Below are 26,715 nucleotides of genomic sequence, written 5' to 3' on the forward strand. Positions count from 1 at the left end.
GGTGAATGTCGGCTCATTGCACGGCAGGATGGAGAGACACGATGCCGCGATTCGACGTTGAGGCTTTCATCGATCGGCAATCGATCGGAAGGCCGCAGATGACCGTCCTTCTGGTCTGCCTGCTGGTATGCTTCATCGACGGCTTCGATATCTTCATGGTCGGCAAGATCGCGCCCGCCATCGCGGAGGGTTTCGGCGAGCCATCAGAGGCAATGACCTTCCTGTTCCTTTGCCAGCAAATCGGTCTGGCCGTGGGGGCCTTCCTGGTCGCCCCGCTGGCAGACAGGTTCGGCAGGCGCAACATGCTGGTTTTCGCATGCGCGACCTTCGGTCTGATCACCGTGGCCAGCGTCTATGCGCAAACGCTGTTCCAGCTCTCGATCATGCGCGGCATCGCTGGCGTGTTCATGTCGGCCGGCCTGCCCATGGCGCTCGCGCTTATCTCGGAAGCGACGCCGAAGAAGCGGCGCTCCACCTTCATCGCGATCGCCCTGGCAGGATATTCCAGCGGCAGCGCGGCCAGCGGTGCCGTGGCGGCGTGGCTTATCGACATCTACGGCTGGCAAAGCGGCTTCTGGATCGGCGGTATCGTCCCCTTGCTTTGCGTTCCCTTGCTGATGTTCCTTGTTCCGGAGTCGCTGAAGTACCGCACGGAGCGCGATCCCACCGACCCGCGCATTGCCAATACCATCATGCGGATGGACCCCTCGGCCTCGCTGTCGGACGACGAGCTTTTCGTACTCGGCGAGAACGAGGCGACGGCGAAGAAAGCACAACTGCTCGACGTGTTCCTTGACGGACGCGCCTGGATGACCGGTATCATCTGGGCAGCCTGCATGCTGAGCATGGCCAACATCGCCCTGCTCGCCGCCTGGCTGCCGACCTTTTTCCAGGAGATGGCCGGCGTACCGATCCAGGAGTTCGCCATTGTCGCGATGATTGCCTATATCGGCGGCGTGGTCGGCACCCTGACGATTGGCTGGCTGATGGATCGTATCCGCGCGACAACGCTGATCCCGATCTATTTCGTGGGTCTCTCCATCGCGATCCTGCTGATGGCTCGCATTCCCTTCGAAGCACCGCTGTTCATCGTGGTCCTGTTGCTCTGGAGCTTTACCCAGACCGGTGCCCAGGGTGGCCTCAATACGCTCATCACCCAGGTCTACCCACCGCGGATGCGCTCAACCGCACTGGGATGGTCCGGTGGCGCGGGCAGGATCGGCGGGGTGATCTCGCCCCTTTTCGGCGGCCTGGCCATCGCACAGAACTACTCGCTGGAGTTCACCCTCGGCTGCATCGCGATCGTTCCCCTCGTGGTGGCGATACTCGTATTCCTGCTCGGCAAGACGAGCTATGCGCAACGTACGGCGCCGGTTGCGGCGACGGGATGAACCGCACCGCGATCAGTGATCCCGGCTCCAGACCCTGGTTCGAAGGTTACCTGAATGCGTTCAATGCCCGGGATTACGACGGCTTTGGCGCTTTCTATGCTCAGGACGTCGCCTTCCGGGGTCAGGCCGCGAGCCTCGACGGGCGCGATGCCGTCATGAATTTCTATCGCGACGTCCACCGCCGGCTGGACGAACACATCGACCTCTTGGGCTACGTCGGCTCACCCTCGCTCGCTGCAGCCGAGATCAGGACGACCCTCGTCGCCCGCGAGGACTGGCCCGATTTTCCTACAGGGCCCCTTGAGAAAGGCGATCGGAGGCAGAGCATCAACTTCGCCTTCTACGATATCGGGAACGGCCTTTTCACCCGCATCCGATCTGCTCGTTTCGCCCGCCTCTGAACCGAACGGCGCGCTCAGCCCTTGGAACGTGTCGTGCGGATGTGGGTGAATTTCCCGTCGGGGCCGATCGTGTAGAAAATGAAGCTCTCGATAAAGACCTTGTCCCCCTTTTCCATCGGCCCGACCATGAAATCCGGCCAGTCTTCCAAGGCTTCGAACTCGGTTTCGATTATGCAGGCGAGCCCCTCTTCGTCGAGGACGACCTGGGTCACCGTGAGCGTTTCCTTCACCCGCGCAAAAACCTCGGTGTAGAAGTCGCGGATACCCTGCCTGCCCTTGATGAAATGCCTGCCACCAAGGTCGAACTCCACGTCCTCGGCGTAGAATGCAGTGAAGGCATCGAAATCGCCGCGATTGAATGCACCGATATAATTCTCGAGCCATTCTTCCTTCGTCATCAAGTTTCTCTCCTGTGATGGCTCACGAATTCTGTGCCGATGCCATGCGGCGTGATGCGAGATAGAAGTGGATCGCCGCCCAGGCATAAAGCGCCGTGCCCGACATCAGCGCATATCGCACCCCCTGGGCGGAGGCCCGCGCACATTCGGGCGACATCGCCTCTGCCGAACACGCCGCGCCGAAGTCTCCGCCGAACACCATCGACGCGTAGACGTCGCTGACGAAGCCCATGATCGGCGGGCCCAGCCCGATCCCCAGCAGCGAGGAGACAAAGAAAAACACGAAGGCCGCCGTCGCTCTCATGCGGGCCGTCACCATGTTCTGGAATGCCACCAGCGTGGGAATCTGGTGGAAGAACAGGCTTGCTCCGCCGCAGATCTGGAAAGCGAGACCGATGCGTGGGTCGCCCAGACCGTATCCCAGCAGGTAGAACGGCACCGACAGCGCGACACCAATTGCCGGGAGCAGGCCGTACCAGCGCGCCGATCGCCGCCCGATGAAATCGATCGTGAAGCCGCCGAAGGCGAACCCGCTGGAAGCGGCGATACCGGTGAGGATGGCGATGTAAACGGCCGCCTCATCGAGGGGGAGGCCGTGAACGCGCATGAAGAACGGCGCTACGAACGCGCCGCCGCCGAACAGGCCCATCGTCACCAGCGCGAGTGCGATGATCATGTGCCGGAATTCCGGCCGATCCCACATCATCCGCAAGACGTCGCCAAGCGGCGGCGGTGTCTCGTTCTCGTCGGGCGGCGTCTCGTCGCACATCCCGCGCTGCGGCTCCCGCAGGGTGAGCTTGAACAGGATGGCTACCAGGATGCCGGGCCCGGCCACGACCATGATCGCCGTGCGCCAACCGTATTCCTGCGCGATGTAACCCGCCGCCAGTGCGCCGCAGAAAGACCCTACGGGCGAGCCGAGCTTCATGATCGTCATGGCGCGGCCGCGCCTCTCGGCCGGGAAATGATCGGCGAGCAAAGAGACGCTTGGCGACTGGACCCCGGCCTCCCCGATGCCCACACCGATGCGGCAGAGGAACAACTGGACGAAGTTGCCGGCCATCCCGCACAGCACGGTGAAGCCCGAGAACAGGGCTACCGAGACCGAAATGATGGTCACTCGGCTGCGCCGTTCGGCCAGGCGCGCAATCGGAAGGCCCAGCGTGGAATAGAGGATCGCGAACCCAAGGCCCGACAACATGCCGAGCTGGAAGTCGGATAGGCCGAGGTCTTCCTTGATCGGCTGCGCCAGCGTCTGCACGATGACGCGGTCGATGTACCCGAAGGCGGCCGTCAGCAGCACCAGGATGAGCAACCACCCCCGGTAAAGCGGCCCGAAGCTGTCGCGTCCGCCGCTGGCCTGGCTGATCGCCGCCACGGCTCCTACCCTGCCTCGATCTGGCTATACCGGTGTCCGGTCGCAGCCTCCGCCGTCACTGTGCGGCCTCCTTGCGGGCTGGTTTGCCGGTTTTCGTCTTCATCGTAAGCTCGCCCTGCCAGGGCACCTCGTTCATGTCGGTCCAGGCGTTGACGTGAAGTTCCTCGAACAGCCACTTGCCTTCCTCTTTCACGATGACATCCTGCCGCGTGCCGATGCCGAATACGAAGTTGGTGTTGTACTGCACGTTGAACTGCAGGATCTGGAAGAAGCACTTGCAATCGATCTTGCCGTCATCGCGCGGCGTCATCAGGTGCGTGTTCATCGTGTGCTGGCGCCCGTACCACCAGCTCTGCCGGTCATACCACAGCGATTCCAGGTTCTTCCGGATCGCATCATGCCCCTGCACGCGCCCCTGCCAGAGGTGGTCGAAGAACGCATCCCTGGAGAAAGCCGAAAGGGCCATGTCCGCGTCGGCCAGATCGATGCCCCACGCATAGCGCGCGTAAAGATCCTGAATCTCCCAGCGATCTTCCGAGGTAATTGTCCAGTCTGCCATTCTTCCTCCCATCCCGACAGTCGTGGTGATGCCCGCCTGACTTGCCGGGCGGCTCACCCTCTTTGTCTAAGAATGCTAACGAAGCTTGACTAATCAAGCAATGCCCTTGATTCCTCAACGAGGAACGTGGACAAGTTGCAGGAAAGCAAGGCCGGACGGCACCAATCCATTGATCGGTCGGCAGCGAACGCCCGGCAAATTCGAGGGAAGGACAAGACCATGACGCACGATGACAGCCACCCCCACCCTTTCACCCCGAAGCTGGAGTTCGCTTTCACCGTCGCGATAGAATTGACGCCGCCCATCTGGGTGGAGCCCTCCAGCCAGGGCGCGACGCGCGCCGGTGTCTGGGCAGCCAGCGGTACATTCGAGGGACCGCGCATCAAGGGACGCGTGGTGCCGATGAGCGGCGGGGATTTCCCGCTCGTGCGTCCGAACGGCTTGATCGATTTCGACGCGCGCTACTTTCTCGAGGCCGACGATGGCACGCCTATCTACCTGCAAAGCCGTGGCTATCGCTGGGCAGAGGGCGATGCGATGGACAAGATGGCTCGCAACGAGCCGGTCGAGCCGCATGAGTACTACATGCGCGTAAGCCCGAAGTTCGACGTGCCCGAAGGCCCGCACGACTGGCTTGCCAAGCATATCTTCATCGGCGTGGCCGAGAAAATTCCGAAGGCGAACCGCATTCACTATTTCATGGTGCTATGATGGGCGCCTCCCAGGGGCAAGTGCCCGCTCACCTGGAATTCGCATTCGAGACGAAGGTGTTCTTCCGCGCCGACCGCTGCGTCTTCGGTCCGGTGCCCGGCGGCCATCACCAGGGTTACACACCGTGCATCGGCGGAGAGATCACCGGGCCGGCGCTAACGGGTGAAATAGTTCCGGATAGCGGAGCCGACTATGCCGACGTCCGGCCCGATGGCACGGTGGTGATCAATTCGCATTACCTGCTTCGGGCCGAGGACGGCACCAACATCTACATCAACAATCGCGGTTACCTGGTACCGTCCGCAGAAGGCGGGGGCGAAGTGATCGGCGGTGTTCGCCAGCCGGCCTATTTCCGGTTCACGCCGACTTTCATTGTCCCCGAAGGGCCGCTCGGCTGGTTGGCAAGGACCGTTTTTGTCGGCGCTGGAAGACGGTGCACCGATCCAGATCATTCGATCTTCAGCTACTACGCCGTGCGCTGATCGACCGGCACGCGGCTTGGCAGAACTGAAAAATAGATGGGCCGGCGCGATGCACCGGCCCATTTTGTTTCCGACCTGTCGGACCGGGCGCGCTTAGAAACGCAAGCGCGCACCCACGCGATAGGTTCGCCCAACCACATCATACAGCACGTTGTTCGTCGGGCCGAAGCTGGATGGCAGATCGACCGGCGGATCCTTGTCGAACAGGTTGTTGACGACGCCGTATATCTCGAGGCTCCTGTCGCCGTCGCTCCAGAGATCATAACTGGCGTTGAGATTGACATAGGTCCACGCGCCGACGGAATTGTCGCTGATCGAGTTGTTCAGGAGCGGATCGTATCCGTCCTGGCCAGGCCCGACCAGAGAGGCGTTGTAGACGCCGCCTGAAATATGCCGGACCTGCACCTGCGCTTCGAACGGCGTCCCGGTGTAGCTGAGATAGCCGTTGATGATGTAGCGCGGCACGCCCGAAGGCTGCGACACGGGCGAGCCATTCATGCCCGCGCGATCCACGACACCGCCGGCATCCTCCGTGATCAGATCGTCCACGATCGTGCTAAGCACCCGCAGCGAAACATCGCCCTCGCCCGAACCGAAGATGTCGTAAGTCGGCACCGAATACTGAAACTCGATGTCGAAACCGCGCGTGATGAAGGTGTTCAGGTTGAGATTGAAGTTCCGGATCTGCGTGATCTCGTTCGAATCGGGATCGCGATCGATGAACTGGCAGTATTCCGGTGAATCGTTGAAACAGCCCGAAACGATGACCTGCGCGCCAAGCGTGGACACGGCATTGTCGAGCTTGATGTCATAGTAGTCGAAGGCAAACCGAAGCGATCCGAGGCCGATATCGGGCTGGAGCACGATGCCTGCCGTCCACGTGTCGGCGACTTCGGGGTCCAGCATCGCGTTGCCGCCCAAAAGCACCGGAGACAGGAACTGGGTGTTGCCGAATTCCGGATCGTTCACCGACTGGAACGAGGATTGCAGGGGTCCGAAGAGCTCGAACACGTTGGGCGCGCGAATGTCACGCGAACGGGTTGCACGCAGGCGAACCCATTCCAGCGGCGCCCAATCTGCGCCAACCTTCCACGTCGTTACCGTGCCCGAATTGCTGTAGTCGGTCAGGCGAACAGCGCCGTTGAGCTCCGCCGTCGAGGTAAGCGGCAAGGCTGCTTCGACGAAGCCTTCCCACACATCGACTTCGCCATCGATCGGGGAGCCCGGTCCGGTGTAGAACTGCAATGCCCGCGAAATCGGATCGGCGGTTCCGTTGGCAATGTCCCGGCGGAATTCGACGCCGGTAGCCACTGCCAACGGTCCCGCCCACAGGTCCACAAGATCACCCTGCGCCGCCAGGGAAGCTACGTGCTGGGTAAGCTTGGTGTCCTGCATCACGGTGCCGGTGACGTAGTCGATCGCCGCCGGGGACGGACTGCCCTCCCCGAACGGGTTGAGCGGTACGCAGCCGGCGGCATCAGGATTGCCCTGCAACACCGCGCGGCACACCGGCAGGTTGGTTTCGGGATCGATCACCGAATCGATGGCGAAGGCCACGCGCGGCGTGATCGTGGTATTCCGACCGATCTGGGAATAGTTGGTCCGCCCGTACTGGTAATAGGCGTCAAGCGTCCAGCTCGAGCCGAGATCGGCGCTAAAGCCAGTAGCGATGCGATAGGTCTCACGCGTGACTTCGCCGACTTGCGGCCCGATGTCGTTCCACATGCGCCCATAGGGCAGCGCGGCGATATTGAACTGGTCGAAACGCGCGCGCACGCTGTCGGGAAGGAAGGCGTTGTCGCGGAAGATCGGTTGGCCCGCGATCGTGGCGATATCGCGGCGCTGGGCCCCGATCGTGCTTGCCTCGACCCGGCCGTAGGAGCCTTCGAGGAAGGCCGTCACGGCATCCGTCACGTCATACTCGACATGGGCGTAGGAATTGATCCGGTCGCTGGGGCTGGAAATCGGGAAGTTCTGATAGAAGGCCAGTTCCTGGTCCCGGTTCGCTCCGCCCCCGCTCTGGAAAATACCGGCCCCGAAATAGGTGCCGTAGTCGTGCTGGCGCGTCTCGCCGCCAGGCAGCACTTCCAGTCCACGGAATGGGCCGGCGATGAATATGCCGTTGAACGTACCCAGCGCGACGCTGATGTCGGGCAGGACGAGAACCGCGGGATCGCCCTGCGACACGCGCCCCAGCGAAGGATTGGACGGGTCGATAAGCGGGTTGCTGACGGTGTTGTAGGTGAGCGCGCACCAGTCCCGGGAGTAGCAATCCCCGGTTCCCTCGTCGTGGATGTACTCGATCCCGCCGACGATATGTCCGCGGCCGCCGGCGAAACTCGTCCCGCCAGCCACCGAGTAGACCAGTTCCTCGTCATCGCCAGCGTCGGCGATGCCATATTGGACGTTGGCGCGGATGCCTTCCAGGTCCGTGTTGATAATGAGGTTGACGACGCCGGCCACGGCATCCGAACCGTAAGCGGCAGAAGCGCCCCCGGTGACGACTTCCACCCGCTCCAGCAGCGAAGTCGGGACCATGTTCAGGTCCACCGCACCTGCGGGGGCAAACGAACTACCCTGCACAGTGGCCGGCACCACGCGGCGCCCGTCGATCAGAACCAGCGTGCGGTTCGCGCCCAGGCCGCGAAGGTCGGCGGTATTTGCACCGATGTTGTTCTGGAAGATCGCGGTGGTGGCCGGGGTGCTCTGCGGCCTGAACGCAGGAATGTCGTTCAGCACCTGGGCGACATTGCTCACGCCCTGGCGTTCGATCTGCTCGTTCCCGACGACCGTTACCGGCGTGGGCTGGGCAAATCCGTCGCGAGCGATCCGGGAGCCGGTAACGACGATCGGCTCACCGCCGGTGTTGAGGTCGTTGGTGGTGCCCGCGTTGCCCGGCAGCGTCATTTCCTCGCCGTCATCGTTATCCGCGTCCTGCGCATAGGCAGGAGACGCCCCCAGCACGATGCCGAGCGCTATGGCGCTCATGCAGGTCGTGCGCCGGAACTTGCTTGTAAAACTGGCTCTCATTCTTTCCTCTCCCATCTGCTTCCCGCAGATTCTCCCTGCGCTCCCCTGGCCGGTTCGAGCTGGCGGGGGCGATTGGCTCTTTCCGCCCCGACACTCTCTCAATGCCGGAGCAACTGAACTTGGGCGTGATTGTCAGTAGCTATTCTTGATTTGTCAAGAAGCTGACGAAGAACCGTGGCGCATTCGCGTTTTTTTGCTTGCGAGAGCGGGGTTTCAGGAGATGTCGACGCGCTGGACGAGTTTCAGCAAGGCTGCGTCGAGTGCCGCTTTTTCCGCGGAATCGAGATCCTGCAGGAGCCACTGGAAATATTCCAGCCGGGAGCTTCGTGCCCGGTCGTACAGGGCCTGTCCTTTTTTCGTGATCGCAAGGATCAACTTGGTACGGTTCTCAGGGTTCTTGCGCCGCGTTATCAGCCCTTTGCGCTCGAGTTCCTTGGCCGCACGGCTGACCTCAGCTGCGTCCGATGCGGCGGCATCGGCGATCCTGCTGGAATTCGACTCTCCGAGCACGACAATGTGCGCGAGGACTCTCCACTCAGCGGCGGTAAGGCCAGTGCTTTCGCGCAACTGGCGGCTTGTCTGACGGTCGATGAAGCGAGACAGCAGTACCAGCCGATAGGGGATGTGATCCGGCCCGAGAAGAGGCCAAGTCTCTGGAATCTTTGATATTTTCTTGTCCTCCCTGTGCCAGTCAGTAAATTTATCCTCGGCGCAGAACCTTGCCAAGGGCAAATTAGTTGATTAGTCAAGATTGCATGGCCAGTTTCACGACCTTCCAGCCGATCATGCGTCCGGGTGTCGATCCGGCGAGCGCTCCGAACAAGCCCCCCCTCCCCCCGCTGGGGTATGACCGGCGGGAAGAGCAAGACCTTGTCATCGAGCGAAATATCGGCGTGCCCCTGCGCGACGGCATCACGATCTATGCCGACCTTTACAGACCCCGGGGCGCTGCCGGAGAGGCGGACCTTCCACTGCTGCTGGCTTGGGGACCGTACGGGAAGCACGGGCTGACGAACCAGGTTTTCTGGCCGCTGTCCGGCGTCAATCCCGAATGGCTTTCAACGCTGACGCCGTTCGAAGGACCGGACCCTGTCTGGTGGGGTTCTCGCGGATACGCCGTCGCCGTGGTCGATCCTCGGGGGGCCTGGCAATCGGAAGGCGACTTCCATCACAACGGCCTGCAGGAAGCGGAAGACTGTTACGACACGATCCAGTGGTTCGCCGACCAGGCGTGGTCGAACGGCAAGGTCGGGATGACGGGCGTCTCCTACCTCGCGGCAATCCAGTATTACGTGGCTCCGCTCAAGCCGCCAGCGCTGGTGGCGATCAACCCCTGGGAAGCGTTTTCGGACTGGTATCGTGAGTTCGCCTATCATGGCGGCATTCCCGAAACCGGATTCATCCCGCGCGCCAGCGACAACATCCGCTTTTCTTTGGGTCGCACCGAGGACACCTGGGCAAATGTGCAGGCGCACCCGCTCATAGACGACTACTGGCGGTCGAAAGACATTCCCCTCGAGGAAATCGATATCCCCGCTTACGTCGTGGCGAGCTGGTCTGACCAAGGACTGCACCTGCGCGGCACGATCGAGGCATGGCGGCGCATGGGTTCGGCCGAGAAGTGGCTCGACGTGCATGGCCAGAAGAAGTGGGCGCACTACTACATGGATCAAAGCCGGGAGCGGCGCCTCGCCTTTTTCGATCATTACCTGAAGGGCAAGACAACACAGGTGAACCAGTGGCCGCCCGTTCGCATCGAGGTGCGCGACCAGGCAGGCAGCGCGACGGAGCGTGCCGAAGGAAATTGGCCGCTGGAGCGGACCGAGTACACGCCGCTCTGGCTCGATGCGGGAAGTGGCACGCTCTCGCGCGACAAACCCTCAGGTGAAAGCAAGGCCCGCTACGAGTCCGAAAGTGGCCGCGCCACCTTCGACATCGTCTTCGATGAAGACACGGAAATCACCGGGCACATGAAGCTGCGTCTCTGGGTAGAAATCGAGGAAGGCGAAGACGCCGACCTGTTCGTAGCGGCGCAGAAACTGGATTCTGACGGGCAGCACACCGGCTTCACGTTCTACGCCTTCTACGAAAACGGGCCTGTCGCATTGGGCTGGCTGCGCGCCAGTCACCGGCAGCTGGACCCGCAGCGCAGCGAGGACTGGCGCCCTGTCCACACGCATACGCAAGAGGACTTGCTGACGCCGGGAGAGGCGGTCCCTGTTGATATCGAACTCTGGCCCTCGTCCACGCGGTTCCGCGCCGGAGAGACTCTTCGCATCGTGGTGCAGGGATCGGACATCTACACGGACAGCAAGCCGAACCTGCCGTTCGCGCGCCACGAGAACCTGCGCAATAGCGGACACCACGTGATCCATACCGGCGGCCGCTACGATTCGCACCTGCTGGCACCGATCATCCCGGAATAACGCGAAGGGCGGGACGGTCTTGCCGCCCCGCTTCTCCTCCTAGTTCTTCGCAGCGTCCCTGGCTGCGCGGTCCATTGCGAGAACCGGATTCTCCGCACTGGATTCGCGCCCCGGCAGGAATTCGTTGAGAATGCAGCGCTTGGCAAACAGCCACTCGCCATCCTGTCTCACCAGTTCGTCTTCGTAGATGCCGAAGCTGCCGACCTCCGGCGTCAGGCGACCGGCCTCGTTGCGCGGACCGCCGTTCGACACCTCCCACCAGAAGGCACGGGTCCAGGCCCTGTCCCCCTCGACCCGGATCACCGTTTGCCCAAGCACGTGGCGCAGCACGCCCGGGTTGCCATCCACGTCGCAGTAGATCTCCACGATCCGCTCCTTGAAGCCCCTGATCGCCTCAACGATGTTGTCGCGTCCAACCAACGTGCCGCGCGCGTATTCGAACACGGCATCCTCGGTGAGCGTGGCGGCGAAGGTGTCGAAATCGTTCCAGTCCAGCGCGAACAGGTAACGCGCCATCAGGTCCTCGATCGCAGCCTTGTCGGCGGCGTATTGCACCGCGTCTGTCTGTGTCATGCGCTCTCTCCGTGTTGTCCGTCAGCCAAGCTTGACCGTCACCGATTTGATCTCGGTGAAAGCTTCCACCCCGGCACGACCGTTCTCGCGGCCCCAGCCCGATTGCTTGAAACCGCCCAGCGGCATCGCCGGGTCCGGCCCGCCGCCTGCGCCATTGATGTTGACCATGCCGGACTTGATCCGGCGTGCCATCTTCAGGCCGCGGGTAATGTCCTGCGTGAAGACCGATGCGTTGAGGCCGTACTGGGTATTGTTGGCTGCAGCCGCGATGGTTTCCAGGTCGTCGTCCCCGAATGTCATCGTTGCGAGCACCGGGCCGAAGATTTCCTCCTCCACCGCTTTCATGCCTGCAACGGTATCGGTCAGCACGGTCGGCTGGACGAAATAGCCGCCCTCCGCACCCTCGACGTCTGCCTTGCCACCGCCGGTGTACACCTTCGCTCCTTCACTGAGCGCACTTTCGATGTAGCCAGTGACGCGCGCGAACTGCGTATCGCTGACCAGCGGGCCCATTCGCGTTTCGGGATCGAGGCCGGAGCCGACCTTGAGCGACTTGGCCATCGCGGTCACGCCTTCCAGAACCTGGTCCCGCACCTTCTCGTGCACGAACAGGCGCGATCCGGCAGCGCACACCTGCCCGGCGTTGCCGAAGATACCCATGGCCGCGCTGGGAATGGCCTTCGAAAGGTCGGCATCGTCGAAGATGATGACGGGAGACTTGCCCCCCAGTTCCAGCGTCACGCGCTTCAGGTTGCCGGTGCACGCCTTGACGATCTGCTTGCCGGTGTCCGTCGAGCCGGTGAAGGAAATCTTGTCGACCAAGGGATGCTCCACGAGGGCCGCCCCGGCAGTTTTTCCGAACCCGGTCACGATGTTCACCGCGCCATCGGGGAAGCCTGCTTCCGCCACCAGTTCACCCAGGATCGCCGCGCTCAGCGGGGTCTGTTCCGCGGGCTTGAGAACGATGGTGCAACCTGCCGCCAGCGCCTGCGCCATCTTGGCCACGCTCATCACGAAGGGGAAGTTCCACGGCACGATCCCGCCGACCACGCCCACCGGTTCGCGCTGCGTGAATGCGTGGAACTCGCCGGGGTGGGAGGGCGTGAACGTTTCGCCATTGATTTTCGTCGCCCACCCGGCGTTGTATCGCAACGCCTCGGACGCGGCCATGACCGCGCCGAAATAGCCCATCATTAGCGGCATGCCGTTGTCGAGCGTTTCGGTCAGCGCGATGCGGCTGCCGTTCGCCTCGATCAGTTCGGCCAGCTTCATCATGATGCGGGCGCGCTGTGCAGGTGGCATGGCGGGCCAGGCGCCGGAGTCAAAGCACTTGCGCGCGGCTTGCACGGCAAGGTCAATATCCTCGGCTCCGCCCGACGCGGCATGGGCAAAAACCTTGCCGGTGGCCGGATCGACCACCTCGAAAGTCTCACCGGACTTGGCGGCGGTGAACTTCCCGCCGATGAAAAGCTCGCGCGGTCTTGCGGCCAGATCCTGCTTCAAATCGGGCAGGATGGACGTATCGACGGGCATGGGAGGCGGTGACATGGCTGTTCTTCCTGTTCAGGCTGCTTGTTCGGTTCGGTGATGTTCGGCCGGCAGGGCCGGTTTGCCGAGGATCATGTCGGCGGCCTTTTCCGCCACCATGATCGTGGGCGCATTGGTGTTTCCTCCCGGCACGGTCGGCATGATCGAGGCATCGACGACGCGCAGCCCCTCCACGCCGTGTACGCGCAGTTGCGCATCGACCACGCTGTTGGACCCGCTGCCCATGCTGCACGTGCCGACGGGATGCTGGGTCACTTCCGCCGTTGCGCGGATGTGGCTGTCGAGTTCCTCGTCGCTTTGCAGGTGTTCGCCGGGCAGCACTTCCTCTCCGGTCAGACTCGCTTGCGGCTGTGTTCGGTAAATCTTTCGCGCCAGCCGGATACCGTCGCGCGCCGTCCGCAGGTCTGCGGGGTCGGAGAAGTTGTTGAGGGTGATCTGCGGGAAATCTGCCGGATCGGCCGAGGCCAGTTCCAGCCAGCCGCGACTTTGCGGGTGCAGCAGGATGACGTCGGCGGTGATCCTGTCTTCCTGGCGTTTCCGGAAGAACGGGAACCACACTTTCGCATCCATGCGGACCGGGTTGGACCACAGCTGGATATCGGGCCGCGCCAGTTCGGGCCGGGTGCGGATCACGATGTTGCAGCTATTGAGCTGGCTGGCGAAGGCCCCTGTACCGAACAGACGCCATTGCAGCACCGATTTCGCCACCTTGTCGGCGCGCAGTTCGTTGAGGAAACTGACCGGCTTCTGCAATCCGAAGTGCACCGGCACGCGCGGATGCTCCGAAAGATTGCGCCCCACGCCAGGCAAGTCATGCAGCACAGAGATTCCCTTGTCCTGCAAGTGCGCAGCGGGTCCGACACCGGAGAGCATCAGCAACTGCGGCGAGTTGTAGCTGCCTCCGCTCAGGATCACTTCCTTGCGGGCGCTCACGCCAATGCGCTCGCCGTCACGCAGGTATTCGATGCCGGTCGCGCGCTTGCCCTCGAAGATAACCTTCTGCGTCAGCGCGCCTGTCACTACCGTGAGATTGGGGCGCGACATGGCCGGATCGAGATAGGCGCGCGCGGTGCTGGCCCGGCGACCGTTGGCGTCGATCGTCAGCTCTCCACGCGCGAATCCCTCTTCCTGCTCGGCATTCAGGTTCTCGCTGGTGGAGAAACCGGCGGCCTCTGCGGTTTCCATCAACGGCTGATGCAAGCGGCCTTCGGTCTGCACCGGGACGACATGCAGCGGGCCGTCCTTGCCGTGCCAGCGCGTATCGTCGCTCCAGTGCGTTTCCATCCGCTTGAAGTAGGGAAGCACCTCGTCGTAGCTCCAGCCAGAGCAGCCTTGCTGCGCCCAGCCGTCGAAATCGGTGGAATGACCGCGCATGTAGAACATGCCGTTGATGCTGGAAGATCCGCCCAGCACCCGCCCGCGCGGCAGCATGATGCGCCGATCGTTGAGATGCGGCTCGGGCATGGACATGTAGCGCCAGGTAAATTCCGGCTTGAAAAGGGCGCGCATCATGCCGAGCGGCATATCGAGCAGGAAATGCCTGTGGTCCCCGCCCGCCTCGACCAGCAGGACCTTGTTGTCCGGGTTCTCGGTCAGGCGGTTGGCCAGTACGCACCCGGCGGAACCAGCGCCCACAATGATATAGTCGTAGGTCATGCGGAGATTGCTTTCCCAAGGATCATGTCTGCCGCCTTTTCCCCGATCATGATGGCCGCGGCATTGGTGTTGCCGCCCACGATGCGCGGCATGACCGAGGCATCGGCGACGCGCAGTCCCTCTATACCGCGCACCCGCAACTGTGCATCGCACACGGCATCGGGGCCTGTACCCATGGCGCAGGTGCTGGTGGGATGCAGCGCGGTGTTGGTCGCCTGACGCAGCCATCCATCGATCTCGTCCTTGGTCTGCACGTCCGGGCCAGGGGCCACCTCACCCGTGATGACTTCGCTCAACGGCGCTGTCTGGAGCAATTCGCGGATTTGCGGAATCAGGCGATGGAAGAAGGCGCGGTCGTTCTCCTCCTTCAGCACGTTGTTCAGCATGCGCGGGGAATCGAAAGGGTCCGCGCTGCGCAGTTTCACCCAGCCCCGCCCTTCGGGCCTGAGAAGGACGCAGGCCATCGCCACAACGTCCGGCGCGGGCGACTGAATGCCGGGAAACCAGGGGCGTGCGAAGATCGTGGTCGGCTGGAACAGGCACTGCGCATCGGGACGTTCCAGATCGGGCCGCGTCTTGATCCAGCCGTTGGCCGTGACGGGCATGTTGGCGAGTCGTCCCTTGCCCGTAAGGAGCCACTTGAGCCCCTGCAGGGCGATCCGATCCATCCTGAGATCGGGATTGAGCGTCGCCTCTCGCTTCGCGTTCCAGATCATCGCCACCGAGGGATGGTCCTGCAGGTTGCGCCCCACACCGGGCAGGTCGTGCACCACATCGATGCCGTGCTCGCGCATGTCCTCGGCGGGACCGATACCCGATAGCATCAGCAGTTGCGGGGAGTTGTAGGTGCCGCCGCTCAGCACGATCTCGCGCCGCGCCTCCACCCGCTTGTCCTCGCCGTCCTGCCGGTAATGCACCGCGACCGCGCGGCCTTGCGCCACTTCGATCCGGGTCGCATGGGCGCCGGACGCCACGGTGAGATTTGGACGCTTCATTGCCGGGTAGAGGAAGCGAGCAGCCGTCGATCCGCGCCGTCCCTGGTGGATCGAGATATCCGGCGAGCCCCAGCCTTCCTGGTCCGGGCCGTGATGATCGTCCTGCACCTTGTAACCCCGGTTCTGCGCCGCCTTGATGAAGCGCGGAAAGAGAACGTCATCGGGAACATGCTTCGTGACGGACAGGGGGCCACCTTTCGCGTGGTACTCGTCCGCATCACCCCAGTGATTTTCCGATTTCTTGAAGTAGGGCAGCACGTCGTCGTAGCCCCACCCCTCCAGGCCAAGCTGGCGCCATTCGTCGTAATCGCGCGGATGGCCGCGCGCATACAGCATCCCGTTGATCATGGACGAGCCGCCCAACGCCTTCCCGCGCGGCTGACGGATACGGCGGTTGTCGGCGAAGGGTTCTTCCTCGCCCTCGTAATTCCAGTTGTACTGCGGCTTGCCCATCACGATCGGGAAAGCGATCGGAATCGAAAGCAGGGGATCGCGCTCGCGCTTGCCGGCTTCGAGCAGGAGTACCCGAACAGCCGGGTCCTGCGTCAGCCGCGCCGCCAGCACGCAGCCCGACGAGCCTGCCCCCACTACCACGTAATCAAACTCGCCCATCAATATCCTCGCGCATGCGCATTCCGGCGCAATTTTGTTTGCCTTTTGTAAGCTGGAATGGACTCGATCAACCGCGAACTTGCCGGAAATCGGTTATTGAACCACAATCCCGGTCGTTTCGTGATCGCATCTGGCGTGGTCAGGTGGCAGCGCGCGGAGCGTAGCCGCCAACCCGATCGAACTTAGAGGCGCCGGTCACACCTAGATATTCGTCAAGGGAGCGATGCGGCGCGGGCCGCTGCGTGCGACAGAAAAGGCGGGCGACGAGAAACCCGACGCCACTGGCTTTCCCATCATCGCGAAGCTAACGCCTCACCATGCGCGAACCCTTCATCCTTGTGCTGGCGACCGGCGGCACCATTGCCGGACAGGCGGGATCTGCCACGCGGCGTGACTATCGCCCCGGACAGATCGATATTGCGACTTTTCTGGATGACTTTGCCGCGCTGGGTGTCGATGCGAGGCTGGAAGGGCGGCAGGTCGCCAACATCGATTCGGCCAATATCGGCCCTGCCATCTGGTGTGACCTGCACGAGGGAATCGGCGCAGCGATGGACGATCCCGGCTGCGCGGGGGTGATTATCACTCACGGAACCGACACGGCTGAGGAAACCGCTTTCCTTCTCGATCTGACATTGCCGACGACGAAACCGGTCGTACTGGTGGGCGCGATGCGCCCTGCCGATGCAGTTGGCAGCGATGGGCTGCGCAATTTCGCCAATGCCGTACGCGTTGCCGCCGATCCCGAAGCGAAAGGGCGCGGCGTGCTGCTGGTGATGGGGGATCAGGTCCTTTCCGCCCGCGATGCGCGCAAGGCCCGCACCACCGGTTCCAACGCGTTCGAAGGCTTTCCGCGCGGTGCGGTGGCGCTGGCAACGCCTGCCTCGCTGGACTGGCTGCAACCGCAATGGCGCAAGGACGAGCCTGCGCGCTGGCAGTTTCCTGCCGAGTTTCCCGAAGTCCCCATCCTCCATTGCTACGCCGGGCAGACGGGCGACAGCGTCCGGCGACTGGTGGAAGCGGGCGCCGAGGGCATCGTGCTGGCCGGCCTTGGCGATGGCAATGCGCCCGACAGCGTGCGCGAGGCGCTGACCGATGCGGCGCAGCAAGGCATCGTGGTCGTGCGCGCCACGCGTGCAAACGAGGGGCTGGTCGACCGCGAACCGGAAGACGATGCCAACGGCTTCGTCGCTGCGCGCGCGCTTGGCCCCGCCAAGGCACGTATCCTCTTGCAGGTTCTCATCGCGAATGGCGTGACCGATCCCGCCAGGGTGCAGGAAGCTTTCGGCAGGCGCTAGACCAGCGCCTTCGCGTCGCTGCCCAGTTCGGCGAAATAGCGCGCCATGCCGTCGGCTGCCTTGTCCGAAAGGCGGATGAAGGCACGGCGGCGGTCGCAGTCGTCCTCCACCCGCTCGAACAGGCCGGCCTCGGTCATCTGCCCGATCCAGCGCAGCGCCGTGGTGGGGGGCACGCCCGATGCAATGCAGAGCGATGTCACCGACACACGCTGATGCTCGACGCGGGCCGCCGTCAGGTCGAGCAGCATGTCCCACGCGGGATCGGCAAACAGTTCGGCATCGAGAAAGCGCGCGCGCAGCTTTCGCGCGGTGATGATCTTGCGCACCAGCGTGGCACTTGGCAGCGCAGGCCGGCTCTGCCGCTGCGGCGCCTTTGCAGGCTGCCGCTCCATGCCGGGCGCGCAATAGCTGTCGACGGGGCTTTCGAAGCGGAAGGCACTGTCATCGTCCGTATCCGCGTCCTGCCCCCACTGCCCGCTGCTGGCTTTGCGATCCATCCGGTCGAGCCGTTCGGCGATCTTGCCCACCTGCTCCGTCAGGCGAAGCAGGGACAGGCGATCGGTCTCCGACAGCTCGCGCAGTCGCAGGTTCGGCAACTCGGCCAGCATCCGGCCCAGCGCAATCACTCGCTCCGCCCGCGTGGGATCGACGAGGATTTGCGGCTGGCTTTCGGCACAGACACCGAAAATATCCTCAAGCCCGCCGACCGCCGTCGAGACGATCAGCCTGCCGCCTGCATGGGCAACGCGGCTGTCGAGCCGGGCGAGCGCTGCCGTCGAGGCGACATCGGGGCGCGGGCAATCGACCAGCACCAGGTCCCCCAAGGCGCGAGCGTCACCTGCCAGCAATTCGTCCATCGACCCGCTTTCGCGAATGGAAAAACCGGCAGCTTCCACGTCTTCGTGCAACAGGAGCCGCACGTCCTCGCCATCGGCGAAAATGGAAACCACCAGCGGCAGGCCTGCCGGATCGGCGGCTATGTCATAAGCAAAATCGACCTGGCCCACGCCTCTTCTCCCCTGCGAATCGAGCGAGAACACAGGTAGAACAAAATGGGATCAAGTCAAGAATTATGCAGCAAGATCAATCCGCGAATGGGTCGCGCACCAGGATCGTGTCCTCGCGCTGCGGGCTGGTAGAGACGCTGGCGACGGGGCAGTCGATCAGTTCCTCGATCCGGCGGATGTACTTGATCGCCTGCGCCGGAAGGTCTGCCCAGCTGCGCGCGCCGACCGTGGTTCCCTGCCAGCCTTCGAATTCTTCATAGATCGGCTCCACGGCAGCCTGCTCCGCCGCGTGGGATGGCAAGTAGTCGAGCACCTTGTCGCCCAACTTGTAGCCGGTGCAGATCTTGATCGTGTCGAAGCCGTCGAGCACGTCGATCTTGGTAAGCGCGATCCCAGTGACGCCCGACAGCGCGCAGGTCTGGCGAACCAGCACGGCATCGAACCAGCCGCAGCGCCGCTTGCGCGCGGTGACGGTGCCGAACTCATGGCCCCGCTCGCCCAGCTTCTGGCCGATCTCGTCTTCCAGCTCGGTGGGGAACGGTCCGCTGCCCACGCGGGTGGTATAGGCCTTCACGATGCCGAGCACGAAACCCGCCGCGCCCGGCCCCATGCCGGTGCCGCTGGCGACGGTGCCGGAAACCGTGTTGGAGCTGGTGACGAAGGGATAGGTGCCGTGGTCCACGTCCAGCAGCACGCCCTGCGCGCCTTCGAACAGGATTTTCGCGCCCGTCTTCTTAACGTCGTTCAGTCGCTTCCACACGGGCTGGGCGAATTGCTGCACGAAGGGCGCGATCTCGCGCAGTTCGAAAAGCAGCTTCTCGCGGTCGACACCGCCCTGCCCGAAGCCGGCGCGCAGTGCATCGTGATGGGCGCAGAGACGGTCCAGCATCGGGCCGATATCATCAAGGTGCGAAAGGTCGCACACGCGGATCGCGCGGCGGCCGACCTTGTCCTCGTAGGCGGGGCCTATACCGCGCCCCGTGGTGCCGATCTTGCCCTTGCCCGCCGCGCTTTCGCGCAGGCCATCAAGGTCGCGATGGAGCGGCAGGATCAGCGGGCAGTTGTCGGCAATGCCGAAGTTGTCGGGCGTAATCGAAACGCCCTGCCCTTCCAGCTTCTCGATCTCGGATTTCAGTGCCCACGGGTCCAGCACCACGCCGTTGCCGATCAGGGAAAGCGTGCCGGTGACGATGCCGCTAGGCAGCAGCGAGAGCTTGTAGGTCTGGTCTCCCACCACCAGCGTGTGGCCGGCGTTGTGCCCGCCCTGGAAACGCACGACGGCATCGGCCCTCGCGGCCAGCCAGTCCACGATCTTGCCCTTGCCCTCATCGCCCCACTGGGCGCCGATCACGGTGACGTTGGCCACTATAGAATCCTTTTCGAGAAAACCCGCCGCGCCCTAGGCAATGCTGCGGGAAAGGGCAACTGCAAGGGTGTGCGCCGATCGGCCAGGCATGGCCCAAAGCATGTGCAATCGGCAGGAAAGATAGACCGCGACGCCCGTTGGTTCGTCAAAGGAGACTTTGATGACCGACTATCCCACCCTCACTCTCAACGACGATCGCCAGATTCCCCAGCTTGGCTTCGGCACGTTCAAACTGTCCGACGACGAAGCGACGAAGTCCGTCGGCGATGCCATCGACGTTGGCTACTGGCTGATCGACACCGCCGCCGTCTACGAAAACGAAACCGGCGTTGGCAAAGGCATCGGCGACTGGAGCGACATCTTCCTGCAGACGAAGGTGTGGAACGACAGGCAGGGCTACGACGAGGCGCTGAAGGCGTTTGACGAAAGCCTAGAACGCCTGGGCCGCGAACACGTCGACATGCTGCTGATCCACTGGCCCTGCCCCGACAAGGGCAAGTTCGTGGACACGTGGAAGGCGTTCATCGAACTGCGCGATGCGGGCAAGGCCAAGTCGATCGGCGTGTCCAATTTTCGCGAGGATGACCTGAAGCGTATCGTCGATGAAACCGGCGTCGTCCCCGCGCTTAACCAGATCGAACTTCACCCCACGTTCCAGCAGCGCGACCTGCGCCGCGTGCACGAGGACCTGGGCATCGTGACGCAGTCATGGTCGCCGCTAGGCCAGGGCGAAGGGCTGGAGAACGAGACGATCCAGCGCATCGCGGAAGAAACGGGCAAGCCTGCCTCCGCCGTCGTCATTGCATGGCACCTGGCAAAGGGGCTGGCGCCGATCCCGAAATCGAGCAGCCGCGACCATATCGAGGCAAATTTCCAGGCTTTGCAGACTTCGCTGACCGACGATCAGATCGCCGCCATCGACGCGCTGGACGATCCCGATGGCCGGATGGGTCCGGACCCTGCCAGCTTCTGCTGAAAACTTAGGCGTTAAAGCGCTTTCGCCTCGCTGCCGTCCAGCTTGTGCGAGCAACCAAGGCTGCGCGCATCGTCGCCCTCGTCCAGAGCGGCGACGGTGCGCCAGCCTTTGGCGCGCATGGCCGCGGCAGCTTCGCAATCATGGCCGAGAGGCAAAAACAGCTTGTCGCCCAGCGGCTCGTCCGCCTTCACCGCCTCCACCAGTTCTTCTGGATACAGCGAGAAGCCGGTAGCGGGTTCATCGCTTCCGCCGATGCAATAGGTTCCGCCCCTGCCCAGTTCGCCGCGCACGCCCTCTGCATAAAGCGTGAAGCCAAACCAGCTCTGGTATTCGAAGCCGTGGCGTTCACTGGGATCAAGCGTCAGACGGGCGCGGCCCTTCACGCGTTCTGCGATCTGGCGCAGGCCATCGATGCGCGTGTCTAGCACGCCGGTGCTGTCGAGCGCCGCCAGTTTCTCGGCGGCTTCGGGGAAAGGCCCTGTCGCGTGGATCAGCGGCAGGTAGGCCGCGCCGCCTGCTTCCACCAGGCCGCCCGCGTCCTTGGTATCGAGCTCCCGGCGGACCCGCTCGCGCGCTTTTTCGTCGAGAGGCAGCGGACCATCGGCCAGCGTCTCGACCAGGTCCGGAAGGGTGAAGTCGACCGAAATGCCCTTGGCACCCGCTGCCTCCAGCGCGGCGATGGCCAGTTCCAGGATTTCGCCCGCGGCAGCCACGGTATCGCGGCCAATCAACTCGGCACCGATCTGCAGGTTCTCCCGGCGGGGTTCCAGCTTGCTGCCGGTGATGCGCGCCACCTGCCCGGCGTAGCACAGGCGAAGCGGGCGCGGCGCATCGGCGAGGCCGGTGGCGGCGATGCGCCCGACCTGCACGGTCATGTCGCTGCGCAGGGCCAGTGTCCGCAAGCTTGCGGGATCGACGAAGCGGATCATGTGCCGCGTCATCACGCCGTTCATGCGGCGCGCCATCGATTGCTCGAACTCCACGAGCGGCGGGCGCACACGGTCGTAACCATGTGCGCCCATCACGCCCAGCATTGCGCGTTCAATACGGGTCGCCGCTGCCGCAGATTGCGGCAGGCGGTCTTCCAGCCCCTCGGGAAGCAGGTCCTGCGTCGGATCAGTCATGCCGCTCCCCTAGGGGCAGTTCCGTCAGAACGCCAGTTCCCTCAAAACGAAAGTGCCCTGACGACCTTGACGCCATCGAGTGCGCAGGCCTTGTCGATCACTTCCTGCGGGATTTCCTGGTCCACGCTGAGCAGGATGATCGCTTCGTCGCCGTTTCCACGGCGGCCGAGGTGGAAGGTGCCGATGTTGATGTCGTATTCGCCCATCAGCGCACCCACGCGGCCGATGAAGCCGGGGGCATCCTGGTTGACGATATAGAGCATCTTGCCCGACAGGTCCGCCTCGATGCCGATGCCGAATATTTCGACCAGGCGCGGGTCGGAATTGCCGAACAGCGTGCCGGCCACGGAACGGTTGCCCTGGCTGGTGGCCACGGTCACGCGGATAAGGGTCTGGAACGTGCCTTCGCGTTCGTTGCGGATCTCGCGCACTTCCATGCCGCGTTCCTTCGCCATGAAGGGCGCGTTGACCATGTTCACGCTCTGCGAATAGCGCTTCATCAGGCCTGCCAGCACGGCGCCCACGATGGGCTTCTGGTTGAGTTCCGCCGCGTGGCCCTCGGTCTCGATGCTGATCTTGTCGAGATCGCCATGGGCAAGCTGCCCGATCAGCGAGCCGAGGTTTTCCGCCAGCGCCATGTAGGGCTTCAGCTTCGGCGCTTCCTCGGCGGAAAGGCTGGGCATATTGAGCGCGTTGGTGACGCCGCCGTTGACGAGGTAGTCGGACATCTGCTCGGCCACTTGCAGCGCCACGTTGACCTGCGCTTCGGTGGTGGAAGCGCCGAGGTGCGGCGTGCAGATGAAGTTGGGCGCGTCGAACAGCGGGTTTTCCTTGGCCGGTTCTTCCTTGAACACGTCCAGTGCCGCGCCTGCCACGTGGCCGCTTTCCAGCATGTCCTTCAGCGCCGCCTCGTCGATCAGGCCGCCACGCGCACAGTTGATGATGCGCACGCCTTCCTTGGCCTGCTGCAGACGCTCGCGCGAGAGGATGTTGCGCGTCTCGTCCGTCAGCGGGGTGTGCAGCGTGATGAAGTCCGCGCGTGCCAGCAGCGTGTCGAGGTCCACCTTCTCCACGCCGATCTCGATAGCGCGTTCCGGGGTCAGGAAAGGATCGTAGGCGGCCACTTTCATCTTGAGACCCAGCGCGCGGCTGGCAACGATCGCGCCGATGTTGCCAGCGCCGATCAGGCCCAGCGTCTTGCCGGTGACTTCCACGCCCATGAAGGCGCTCTTGGGCCATTCGCCGGCCTTGGTGCGGGCGTTGGCTTCGGGGATCTGGCGGGCCAGCGCCATCATCAGGGCGATGGCGTGCTCGGCGGTGGTGATCGAGTTGCCGAACGGGGTGTTCATCACCACCACGCCCTTGGACGAAGCAGCGGGAATATCGACGTTGTCCACGCCGATCCCGGCGCGGCCGATGACCTTCAGGTTAGTGGCAGCATCGAGGATCTCGGCCGTCACCTTGGTGGAGGAACGGATGGCGAGGCCATCGTATTCGCCGATGATGGCTTTCAGTTCTTCCGGCGTCTTGCCGGTGATGACGTCCACGTCGCAGCCGCGTTCTTCGAAGATGCGGGCGGCGTTCGGGTCCATCTTGTCGGAGATTAGGACTTTTGGCTTGGTCATGGTCTGTCTCTGTCTTGTGCCGGTGCGCGCAGCGGTTTTCGGGCGTCGACCGGGAATGAAATCGGAGAAATCGCAGGTGGGTTGCGCGCCCCACCCAGATGGCGGGGCGACGCTATCAGGCGAACCCTAGAGGTTGCCAGCCTTGAGCTCTTCGTAAGCCCATTCGATCCACGGCAGGAGGCGCTTGATGTCTTCGGACTCGAGCGAGCCGCCACACCAGATGCGCAGGCCCGGAGGGGCATCGCGGTAGCCGTTGAAATCGTAGCCGATGTCCATTTCTTCCAGCTTCGTGGCGATCTTCTTCGGCACGGCCGCTGCGTCTTCGGCAGACAGGCTGTCGATGTAGTCACCCTGGAAGACCATGCAGACGCCCGTGTTGGTCTGCTTGGCCGGGTCGGAGACCATGTTGCGCAGCCACGGGGTGGCTTCGATCCAGTCCTTCACGATCTTCGCGTTGGCGTCGGCGCGGCGGAACATTTCTTCCTTGCCGCCGATCGACTTCACCCATTCCAGCGCGGCGATGTAATCTTCCGTCGCGAGCATCGAGGGGGTGTTGATCGTGGCGCCTTCGAAGATGCCGCGGTTGATCTTGTCGCCCTTCTTCAGGCGGAAGAGCTTGGGCAGCGGCCATTCGGGATCGTAGCTTTCGATCCGCTCCACGGCCTTGGGGCTGAGGATCAGCATGCCGTGCTGCGCTTCGCCGCCCAGAACCTTCTGCCAGGAATAGGTGGTCGCATCGAGCTTCGCCCAGTCCATCTCCATCGCGAAGACGGCGCTGGTGGCATCGTTGATGGCGAGACCTTCACGGCCCGGCGCCAGCCAGTCCGTGTTCGGGATCTTCGCGCCAGAGGTGGTGCCGTTCCAGGTGAAGACGACATCGTTTTCCTGCGGGATCGCGGAAAGATCGGGGATTTCGCCGTAGTCGGCGTCCAGCACCTGCAGGTCCTTCAGCTTGAGCTGCTTGACCGCGTCCTGGATCCATACGTTGCCAAAGCTTTCCCACGCGGCGACGGTCGCGGGGCGCGCGCCGAGCATGGTCCACATCGCGCACTCCAGCGCACCGGTATCGGAACCGGGCATGATGCCGACAAGGTAATCGTCGGGGATGCCGAGCAGTTCGCGCGTCAGGTCGATCGCGTACTTGAGGCGACCCTTGGCATATTTGGAGCGGTGGGAACGTCCGAGGCTCTTGAGATCGAGCTTGTCAGGCGACCAGCCCGGAGGCTTTGCAGTCGGACCGGACGAAAAGAAGGGGCGCTCCGGACGGAGCGTAGGCATCGTAGTCATAATTGTATTCTCTCCTTTCAGAGAGCTCGCGCGGCGTTGGGACCGCGTGGCCCGGGCCGCGAACTAGAGATTGCGGCGATTGAGTCAAACAAAATTGCGGTTTCCTGTGTAACGATCGGTGCGCCTCAGCTTTCCCTGCTTTCCAAAGAAATTAGCGACCTGTTAACCACAAGTTAGGGATATCCGGTTAACCATACCCGCGCATGGAGATCGTTATGAAACAGGCCGTTGTTCTCTCGATTGCCGCGCTTGCGCTCACGGCTTGTTCCGTCCTGCCGCAGTCTGCCGGAAACTCGAACGACCGCCCAGCCACGCGCCAGACGACCACGACAGATGCCTCGCCGCGCATCGCTTCTCCTGCGCCCGTGGCGAGAAATTCTGCCGACAACATGTGCCTTGCCGAACTCGGCGATGCCGGCGTGCGATTCGATCCCCTGCCTGACCGATACCTGGGACAGGGATGCAGCACGCTTGGTACCGTCCAGATGCACGCCCTGGCCGGAGACGACGGGCGACTGGATGTCAGCAACATCGGCCCCGTGACCTGTCCGGTTTCCGCAGCCTTCGCCGCCTGGGCACGTTTCGGGGTGGACCGGGCGGCACGGCAGATCTTCGGATCGCCCCTCGCCAGCATTCAGACCATGGGCAGCTTCGCCTGCCGTAACGTGGCGGGCTCGTCCCGGCGCAGCGCCCACGCCAGCGCCGACGCCATAGATATCGGTGGATTCGTATTGGCCGACGGAAGACGGATCAGCGTGCTGGAAGGATGGAAGGGCGACAGCCGGGAACGGCAGTTCCTTCGCGTCGTGCAACGCAGCGCCTGTCGCCGTTTCGGCACCGTGCTGGGGCCGGATTACAACGCCGCACACCACGATCATTTCCATGTTGAAGGCGTGATCGACGGCAATTCCTATTGCCGGTAAAGGAAGTCAGAACGTCGCCGGTCTGTGGCTCCTGTTCAGCGGCAATAGATCATCGTTTGGTGGAAGCGCCCGCCCGGGGCGCATCAAACTCCTCCGGCAGATTTTCCTCGTCATTCGCGCGCTTCATTCGCGCATCGAGCCGGAGCCGGACCGCATCGGCGGCATGGTTGGCGCCCAATTTGTCCATCATGTTGGCACGATGGATTTCCACCGTGCGCGGACTGATTTCGAGATTGCGAGCTATGGCCTTGTTTGAACAACCTTCGGTAAGCCAATCGAGCACTTCCCGCTCTCTCGGGGACAGGGAGCTTATTCGGCGCCGCGCATCAATGAGCCGGCGTCGCGCCTCTGCATGACGACCGCCGTCAGAATGCACGTGGGCGACCATGCGCTGCACTTCCGCTTCCGAGAGAGGGAGTTCGAGGAAATCGAGCGCTCCGGCCTGAATGGCCTTCACAACTTCCTCCACCTCGGGATGCGGCTTTGCGGCCACCAGCGGAGTCCAGATACCGGCATCGGCCAGATCGTCCAGTAGGGTGGATATGCCTCGCTCCAGCACATCGTCGCTGGCGATGATGACGCCCGATCGCGGCGGCCTGTCGATCAATTCGATAAGGTCGGAATAGACCTCCGCATGGTGGCCGAGGGCCAGGATCAGGCGCGATTGCTCCGCCCGGGAACGGCTGTTGCCGCCAACGATGTGAATGGTGATACGCTGTTCCATGATCGCGATTTTGCGCAGGAAACCCGATCCACCAATCCGTATTACCTCGGAATCAAACCGATATTGGATTGATGTATAACAATGAGTCAGGATCTGCGCGGGTTGGCGAACATCCGGAATGGATGCATCCTTCGGAATTGCCGCAGACAGGGGATTACACCGGCGCCCGCACAAACGCGTAGCGACGGTTTCCACCTAGGTATGATTGCCTAGCCAGATTGAAAA

At 63.1% G+C, this 26,715-nt stretch carries 23 protein-coding genes; 8 read left to right on the top strand and 15 right to left on the bottom strand.

Annotated elements, in window-relative coordinates:
• The first annotated feature begins 41 nt into the window (after positions 1-41).
• Together ABFX23_RS07160 and ABFX23_RS07165 are read left to right on the top strand one after the other, a co-directional pair.
• Positions 42-1,391, top strand: a complete 1,350-nt coding sequence (locus ABFX23_RS07160) for an MFS transporter (protein WP_346032397.1) — start codon at positions 42-44, stop codon at positions 1,389-1,391.
• Positions 1,388-1,792: a nuclear transport factor 2 family protein gene (locus tag ABFX23_RS07165; protein WP_346032398.1), complete on the top strand. Its 405-nt coding sequence runs from the start codon at positions 1,388-1,390 to the stop codon at positions 1,790-1,792. The genes ABFX23_RS07160 and ABFX23_RS07165 overlap by 4 nt, the downstream gene beginning before the upstream one ends.
• 14 nt (positions 1,793-1,806) lie before the next feature.
• Here the strand turns inward: ABFX23_RS07165 and ABFX23_RS07170 are convergent, their stop codons facing one another.
• Genes ABFX23_RS07170 through ABFX23_RS07180 form a run of 3 tightly spaced genes read right to left on the bottom strand, consistent with a single transcriptional unit; the run spans position 1,807 to position 4,127 of the window.
• The gene (locus ABFX23_RS07170; protein WP_346032399.1) at positions 1,807-2,190 is read right to left on the bottom strand and encodes a YybH family protein; all 384 of its coding nucleotides are present in this window, start codon (positions 2,188-2,190) and stop codon (positions 1,807-1,809) included.
• 22 nt (positions 2,191-2,212) lie between these two features.
• Positions 2,213-3,568, bottom strand: coding sequence for a spinster family MFS transporter (locus tag ABFX23_RS07175; protein WP_346032400.1), 1,356 nt, complete (start codon positions 3,566-3,568; stop codon positions 2,213-2,215).
• Between the two features lie 55 nt (positions 3,569-3,623).
• The gene (locus ABFX23_RS07180) at positions 3,624-4,127 is read right to left on the bottom strand and encodes a nuclear transport factor 2 family protein (RefSeq protein ID WP_346032401.1); all 504 of its coding nucleotides are present in this window, start codon (positions 4,125-4,127) and stop codon (positions 3,624-3,626) included.
• A gap of 219 nt (positions 4,128-4,346) precedes the next feature.
• Here ABFX23_RS07180 and ABFX23_RS07185 point away from each other — a divergent pair, with 219 nt between their 5' ends.
• Both ABFX23_RS07185 and ABFX23_RS07190 read left to right on the top strand, forming a co-directional pair.
• Positions 4,347-4,838 carry a DUF3237 family protein gene (locus tag ABFX23_RS07185; RefSeq protein ID WP_346032402.1) on the top strand — a complete coding sequence of 164 codons (492 nt, stop codon included), beginning with the start codon at positions 4,347-4,349 and terminating at the stop codon, positions 4,836-4,838.
• Positions 4,839-4,858: 20 nt separating this feature from the next.
• Positions 4,859-5,320, top strand: coding sequence for a DUF3237 domain-containing protein (locus tag ABFX23_RS07190; RefSeq protein ID WP_346032403.1), 462 nt, complete (start codon positions 4,859-4,861; stop codon positions 5,318-5,320).
• Positions 5,321-5,413: 93 nt separating this feature from the next.
• Here ABFX23_RS07190 and ABFX23_RS07195 read toward each other — a convergent pair whose 3' ends face one another.
• Positions 5,414-8,350, bottom strand: a complete 2,937-nt coding sequence (locus ABFX23_RS07195; protein WP_346032404.1) for a TonB-dependent receptor domain-containing protein — start codon at positions 8,348-8,350, stop codon at positions 5,414-5,416.
• Positions 8,351-8,563: 213 nt separating this feature from the next.
• The gene (locus tag ABFX23_RS07200) at positions 8,564-9,076 is read right to left on the bottom strand and encodes a MarR family winged helix-turn-helix transcriptional regulator (RefSeq protein WP_346032405.1); all 513 of its coding nucleotides are present in this window, start codon (positions 9,074-9,076) and stop codon (positions 8,564-8,566) included.
• 29 nt (positions 9,077-9,105) lie between these two features.
• On the opposite strand from ABFX23_RS07200, the gene ABFX23_RS07205 reads away from it, so the two are divergent.
• Complete coding sequence (locus ABFX23_RS07205) at positions 9,106-10,776, top strand: CocE/NonD family hydrolase (protein ID WP_346032406.1); 1,671 nt, start codon at positions 9,106-9,108, stop codon at positions 10,774-10,776.
• A 39-nt stretch (positions 10,777-10,815) separates the two neighbouring features.
• Here the strand turns inward: ABFX23_RS07205 and ABFX23_RS07210 are convergent, their stop codons facing one another.
• From ABFX23_RS07210 to ABFX23_RS07225, 4 genes are read right to left on the bottom strand one after another with little or no spacing between them, the layout of a single operon-like run.
• Positions 10,816-11,349 carry a nuclear transport factor 2 family protein gene (locus tag ABFX23_RS07210; protein ID WP_346032407.1) on the bottom strand — a complete coding sequence of 178 codons (534 nt, stop codon included), beginning with the start codon at positions 11,347-11,349 and terminating at the stop codon, positions 10,816-10,818.
• Between the two features lie 21 nt (positions 11,350-11,370).
• A complete protein-coding gene (locus ABFX23_RS07215) occupies positions 11,371-12,897 on the bottom strand; it encodes an aldehyde dehydrogenase family protein (RefSeq protein ID WP_346032408.1) in 1,527 nt (508 codons plus the stop codon).
• Between the two features lie 15 nt (positions 12,898-12,912).
• Positions 12,913-14,553: a GMC family oxidoreductase gene (locus tag ABFX23_RS07220; RefSeq protein WP_346032409.1), complete on the bottom strand. Its 1,641-nt coding sequence runs from the start codon at positions 14,551-14,553 to the stop codon at positions 12,913-12,915.
• Positions 14,550-16,160, bottom strand: coding sequence for a GMC family oxidoreductase (locus tag ABFX23_RS07225; RefSeq protein WP_346032410.1), 1,611 nt, complete (start codon positions 16,158-16,160; stop codon positions 14,550-14,552). Before ABFX23_RS07225 ends, ABFX23_RS07220 begins: the two co-directional genes overlap by 4 nt.
• 317 nt (positions 16,161-16,477) lie before the next feature.
• On the opposite strand from ABFX23_RS07225, the gene ABFX23_RS07230 reads away from it, so the two are divergent.
• On the top strand, positions 16,478-17,458 hold the full coding sequence (locus ABFX23_RS07230) for an asparaginase (protein WP_346032411.1): 981 nt from the start codon (positions 16,478-16,480) through the stop codon (positions 17,456-17,458).
• Here ABFX23_RS07230 and ABFX23_RS07235 read toward each other — a convergent pair.
• Entirely contained in the window at positions 17,455-18,465 is a 1,011-nt protein-coding gene (locus ABFX23_RS07235) for a winged helix DNA-binding protein (protein ID WP_346032412.1), read from the bottom strand. The genes ABFX23_RS07230 and ABFX23_RS07235 overlap by 4 nt on opposite strands.
• Positions 18,466-18,541: 76 nt before the next feature.
• Positions 18,542-19,831 carry an adenylosuccinate synthase gene (locus ABFX23_RS07240; protein WP_346032413.1) on the bottom strand — a complete coding sequence of 430 codons (1,290 nt, stop codon included), beginning with the start codon at positions 19,829-19,831 and terminating at the stop codon, positions 18,542-18,544.
• A 160-nt stretch (positions 19,832-19,991) separates the two neighbouring features.
• Here ABFX23_RS07240 and ABFX23_RS07245 point away from each other — a divergent pair, with 160 nt between their 5' ends.
• Positions 19,992-20,807, top strand: coding sequence for an aldo/keto reductase (locus tag ABFX23_RS07245; protein WP_346032414.1), 816 nt, complete (start codon positions 19,992-19,994; stop codon positions 20,805-20,807).
• Positions 20,808-20,818: 11 nt separating this feature from the next.
• Here the strand turns inward: ABFX23_RS07245 and ABFX23_RS07250 are convergent, their stop codons facing one another.
• The 3 genes from ABFX23_RS07250 to ABFX23_RS07260 all read right to left on the bottom strand — a co-directional run bounded on the left by ABFX23_RS07250 (position 20,819) and on the right by ABFX23_RS07260 (position 24,843).
• Positions 20,819-21,931 carry an ATP phosphoribosyltransferase regulatory subunit gene (locus ABFX23_RS07250; RefSeq protein ID WP_346032415.1) on the bottom strand — a complete coding sequence of 371 codons (1,113 nt, stop codon included), beginning with the start codon at positions 21,929-21,931 and terminating at the stop codon, positions 20,819-20,821.
• 41 nt (positions 21,932-21,972) lie between these two features.
• Positions 21,973-23,556: a phosphoglycerate dehydrogenase gene (gene serA, locus ABFX23_RS07255; RefSeq protein ID WP_346032416.1), complete on the bottom strand. Its 1,584-nt coding sequence runs from the start codon at positions 23,554-23,556 to the stop codon at positions 21,973-21,975.
• Positions 23,557-23,682: 126 nt separating this feature from the next.
• Positions 23,683-24,843, bottom strand: coding sequence for a phosphoserine transaminase (locus ABFX23_RS07260; protein ID WP_346032417.1), 1,161 nt, complete (start codon positions 24,841-24,843; stop codon positions 23,683-23,685).
• Between the two features lie 215 nt (positions 24,844-25,058).
• Here ABFX23_RS07260 and ABFX23_RS07265 point away from each other — a divergent pair, with 215 nt between their 5' ends.
• Positions 25,059-25,766, top strand: a complete 708-nt coding sequence (locus tag ABFX23_RS07265) for an extensin-like domain-containing protein (protein ID WP_346032418.1) — start codon at positions 25,059-25,061, stop codon at positions 25,764-25,766.
• A 49-nt stretch (positions 25,767-25,815) separates the two neighbouring features.
• On the opposite strand, the gene ABFX23_RS07270 is transcribed toward ABFX23_RS07265, so the two are convergent.
• The gene (locus ABFX23_RS07270; protein ID WP_346032419.1) at positions 25,816-26,685 is read right to left on the bottom strand and encodes a response regulator transcription factor; all 870 of its coding nucleotides are present in this window, start codon (positions 26,683-26,685) and stop codon (positions 25,816-25,818) included.
• Between the last annotated feature and the right edge of the window lie 30 nt (positions 26,686-26,715).

Source organism: Erythrobacter westpacificensis (assembly GCF_039542285.1).
Lineage (GTDB): Bacteria > Pseudomonadota > Alphaproteobacteria > Sphingomonadales > Sphingomonadaceae > Alteraurantiacibacter > Alteraurantiacibacter westpacificensis.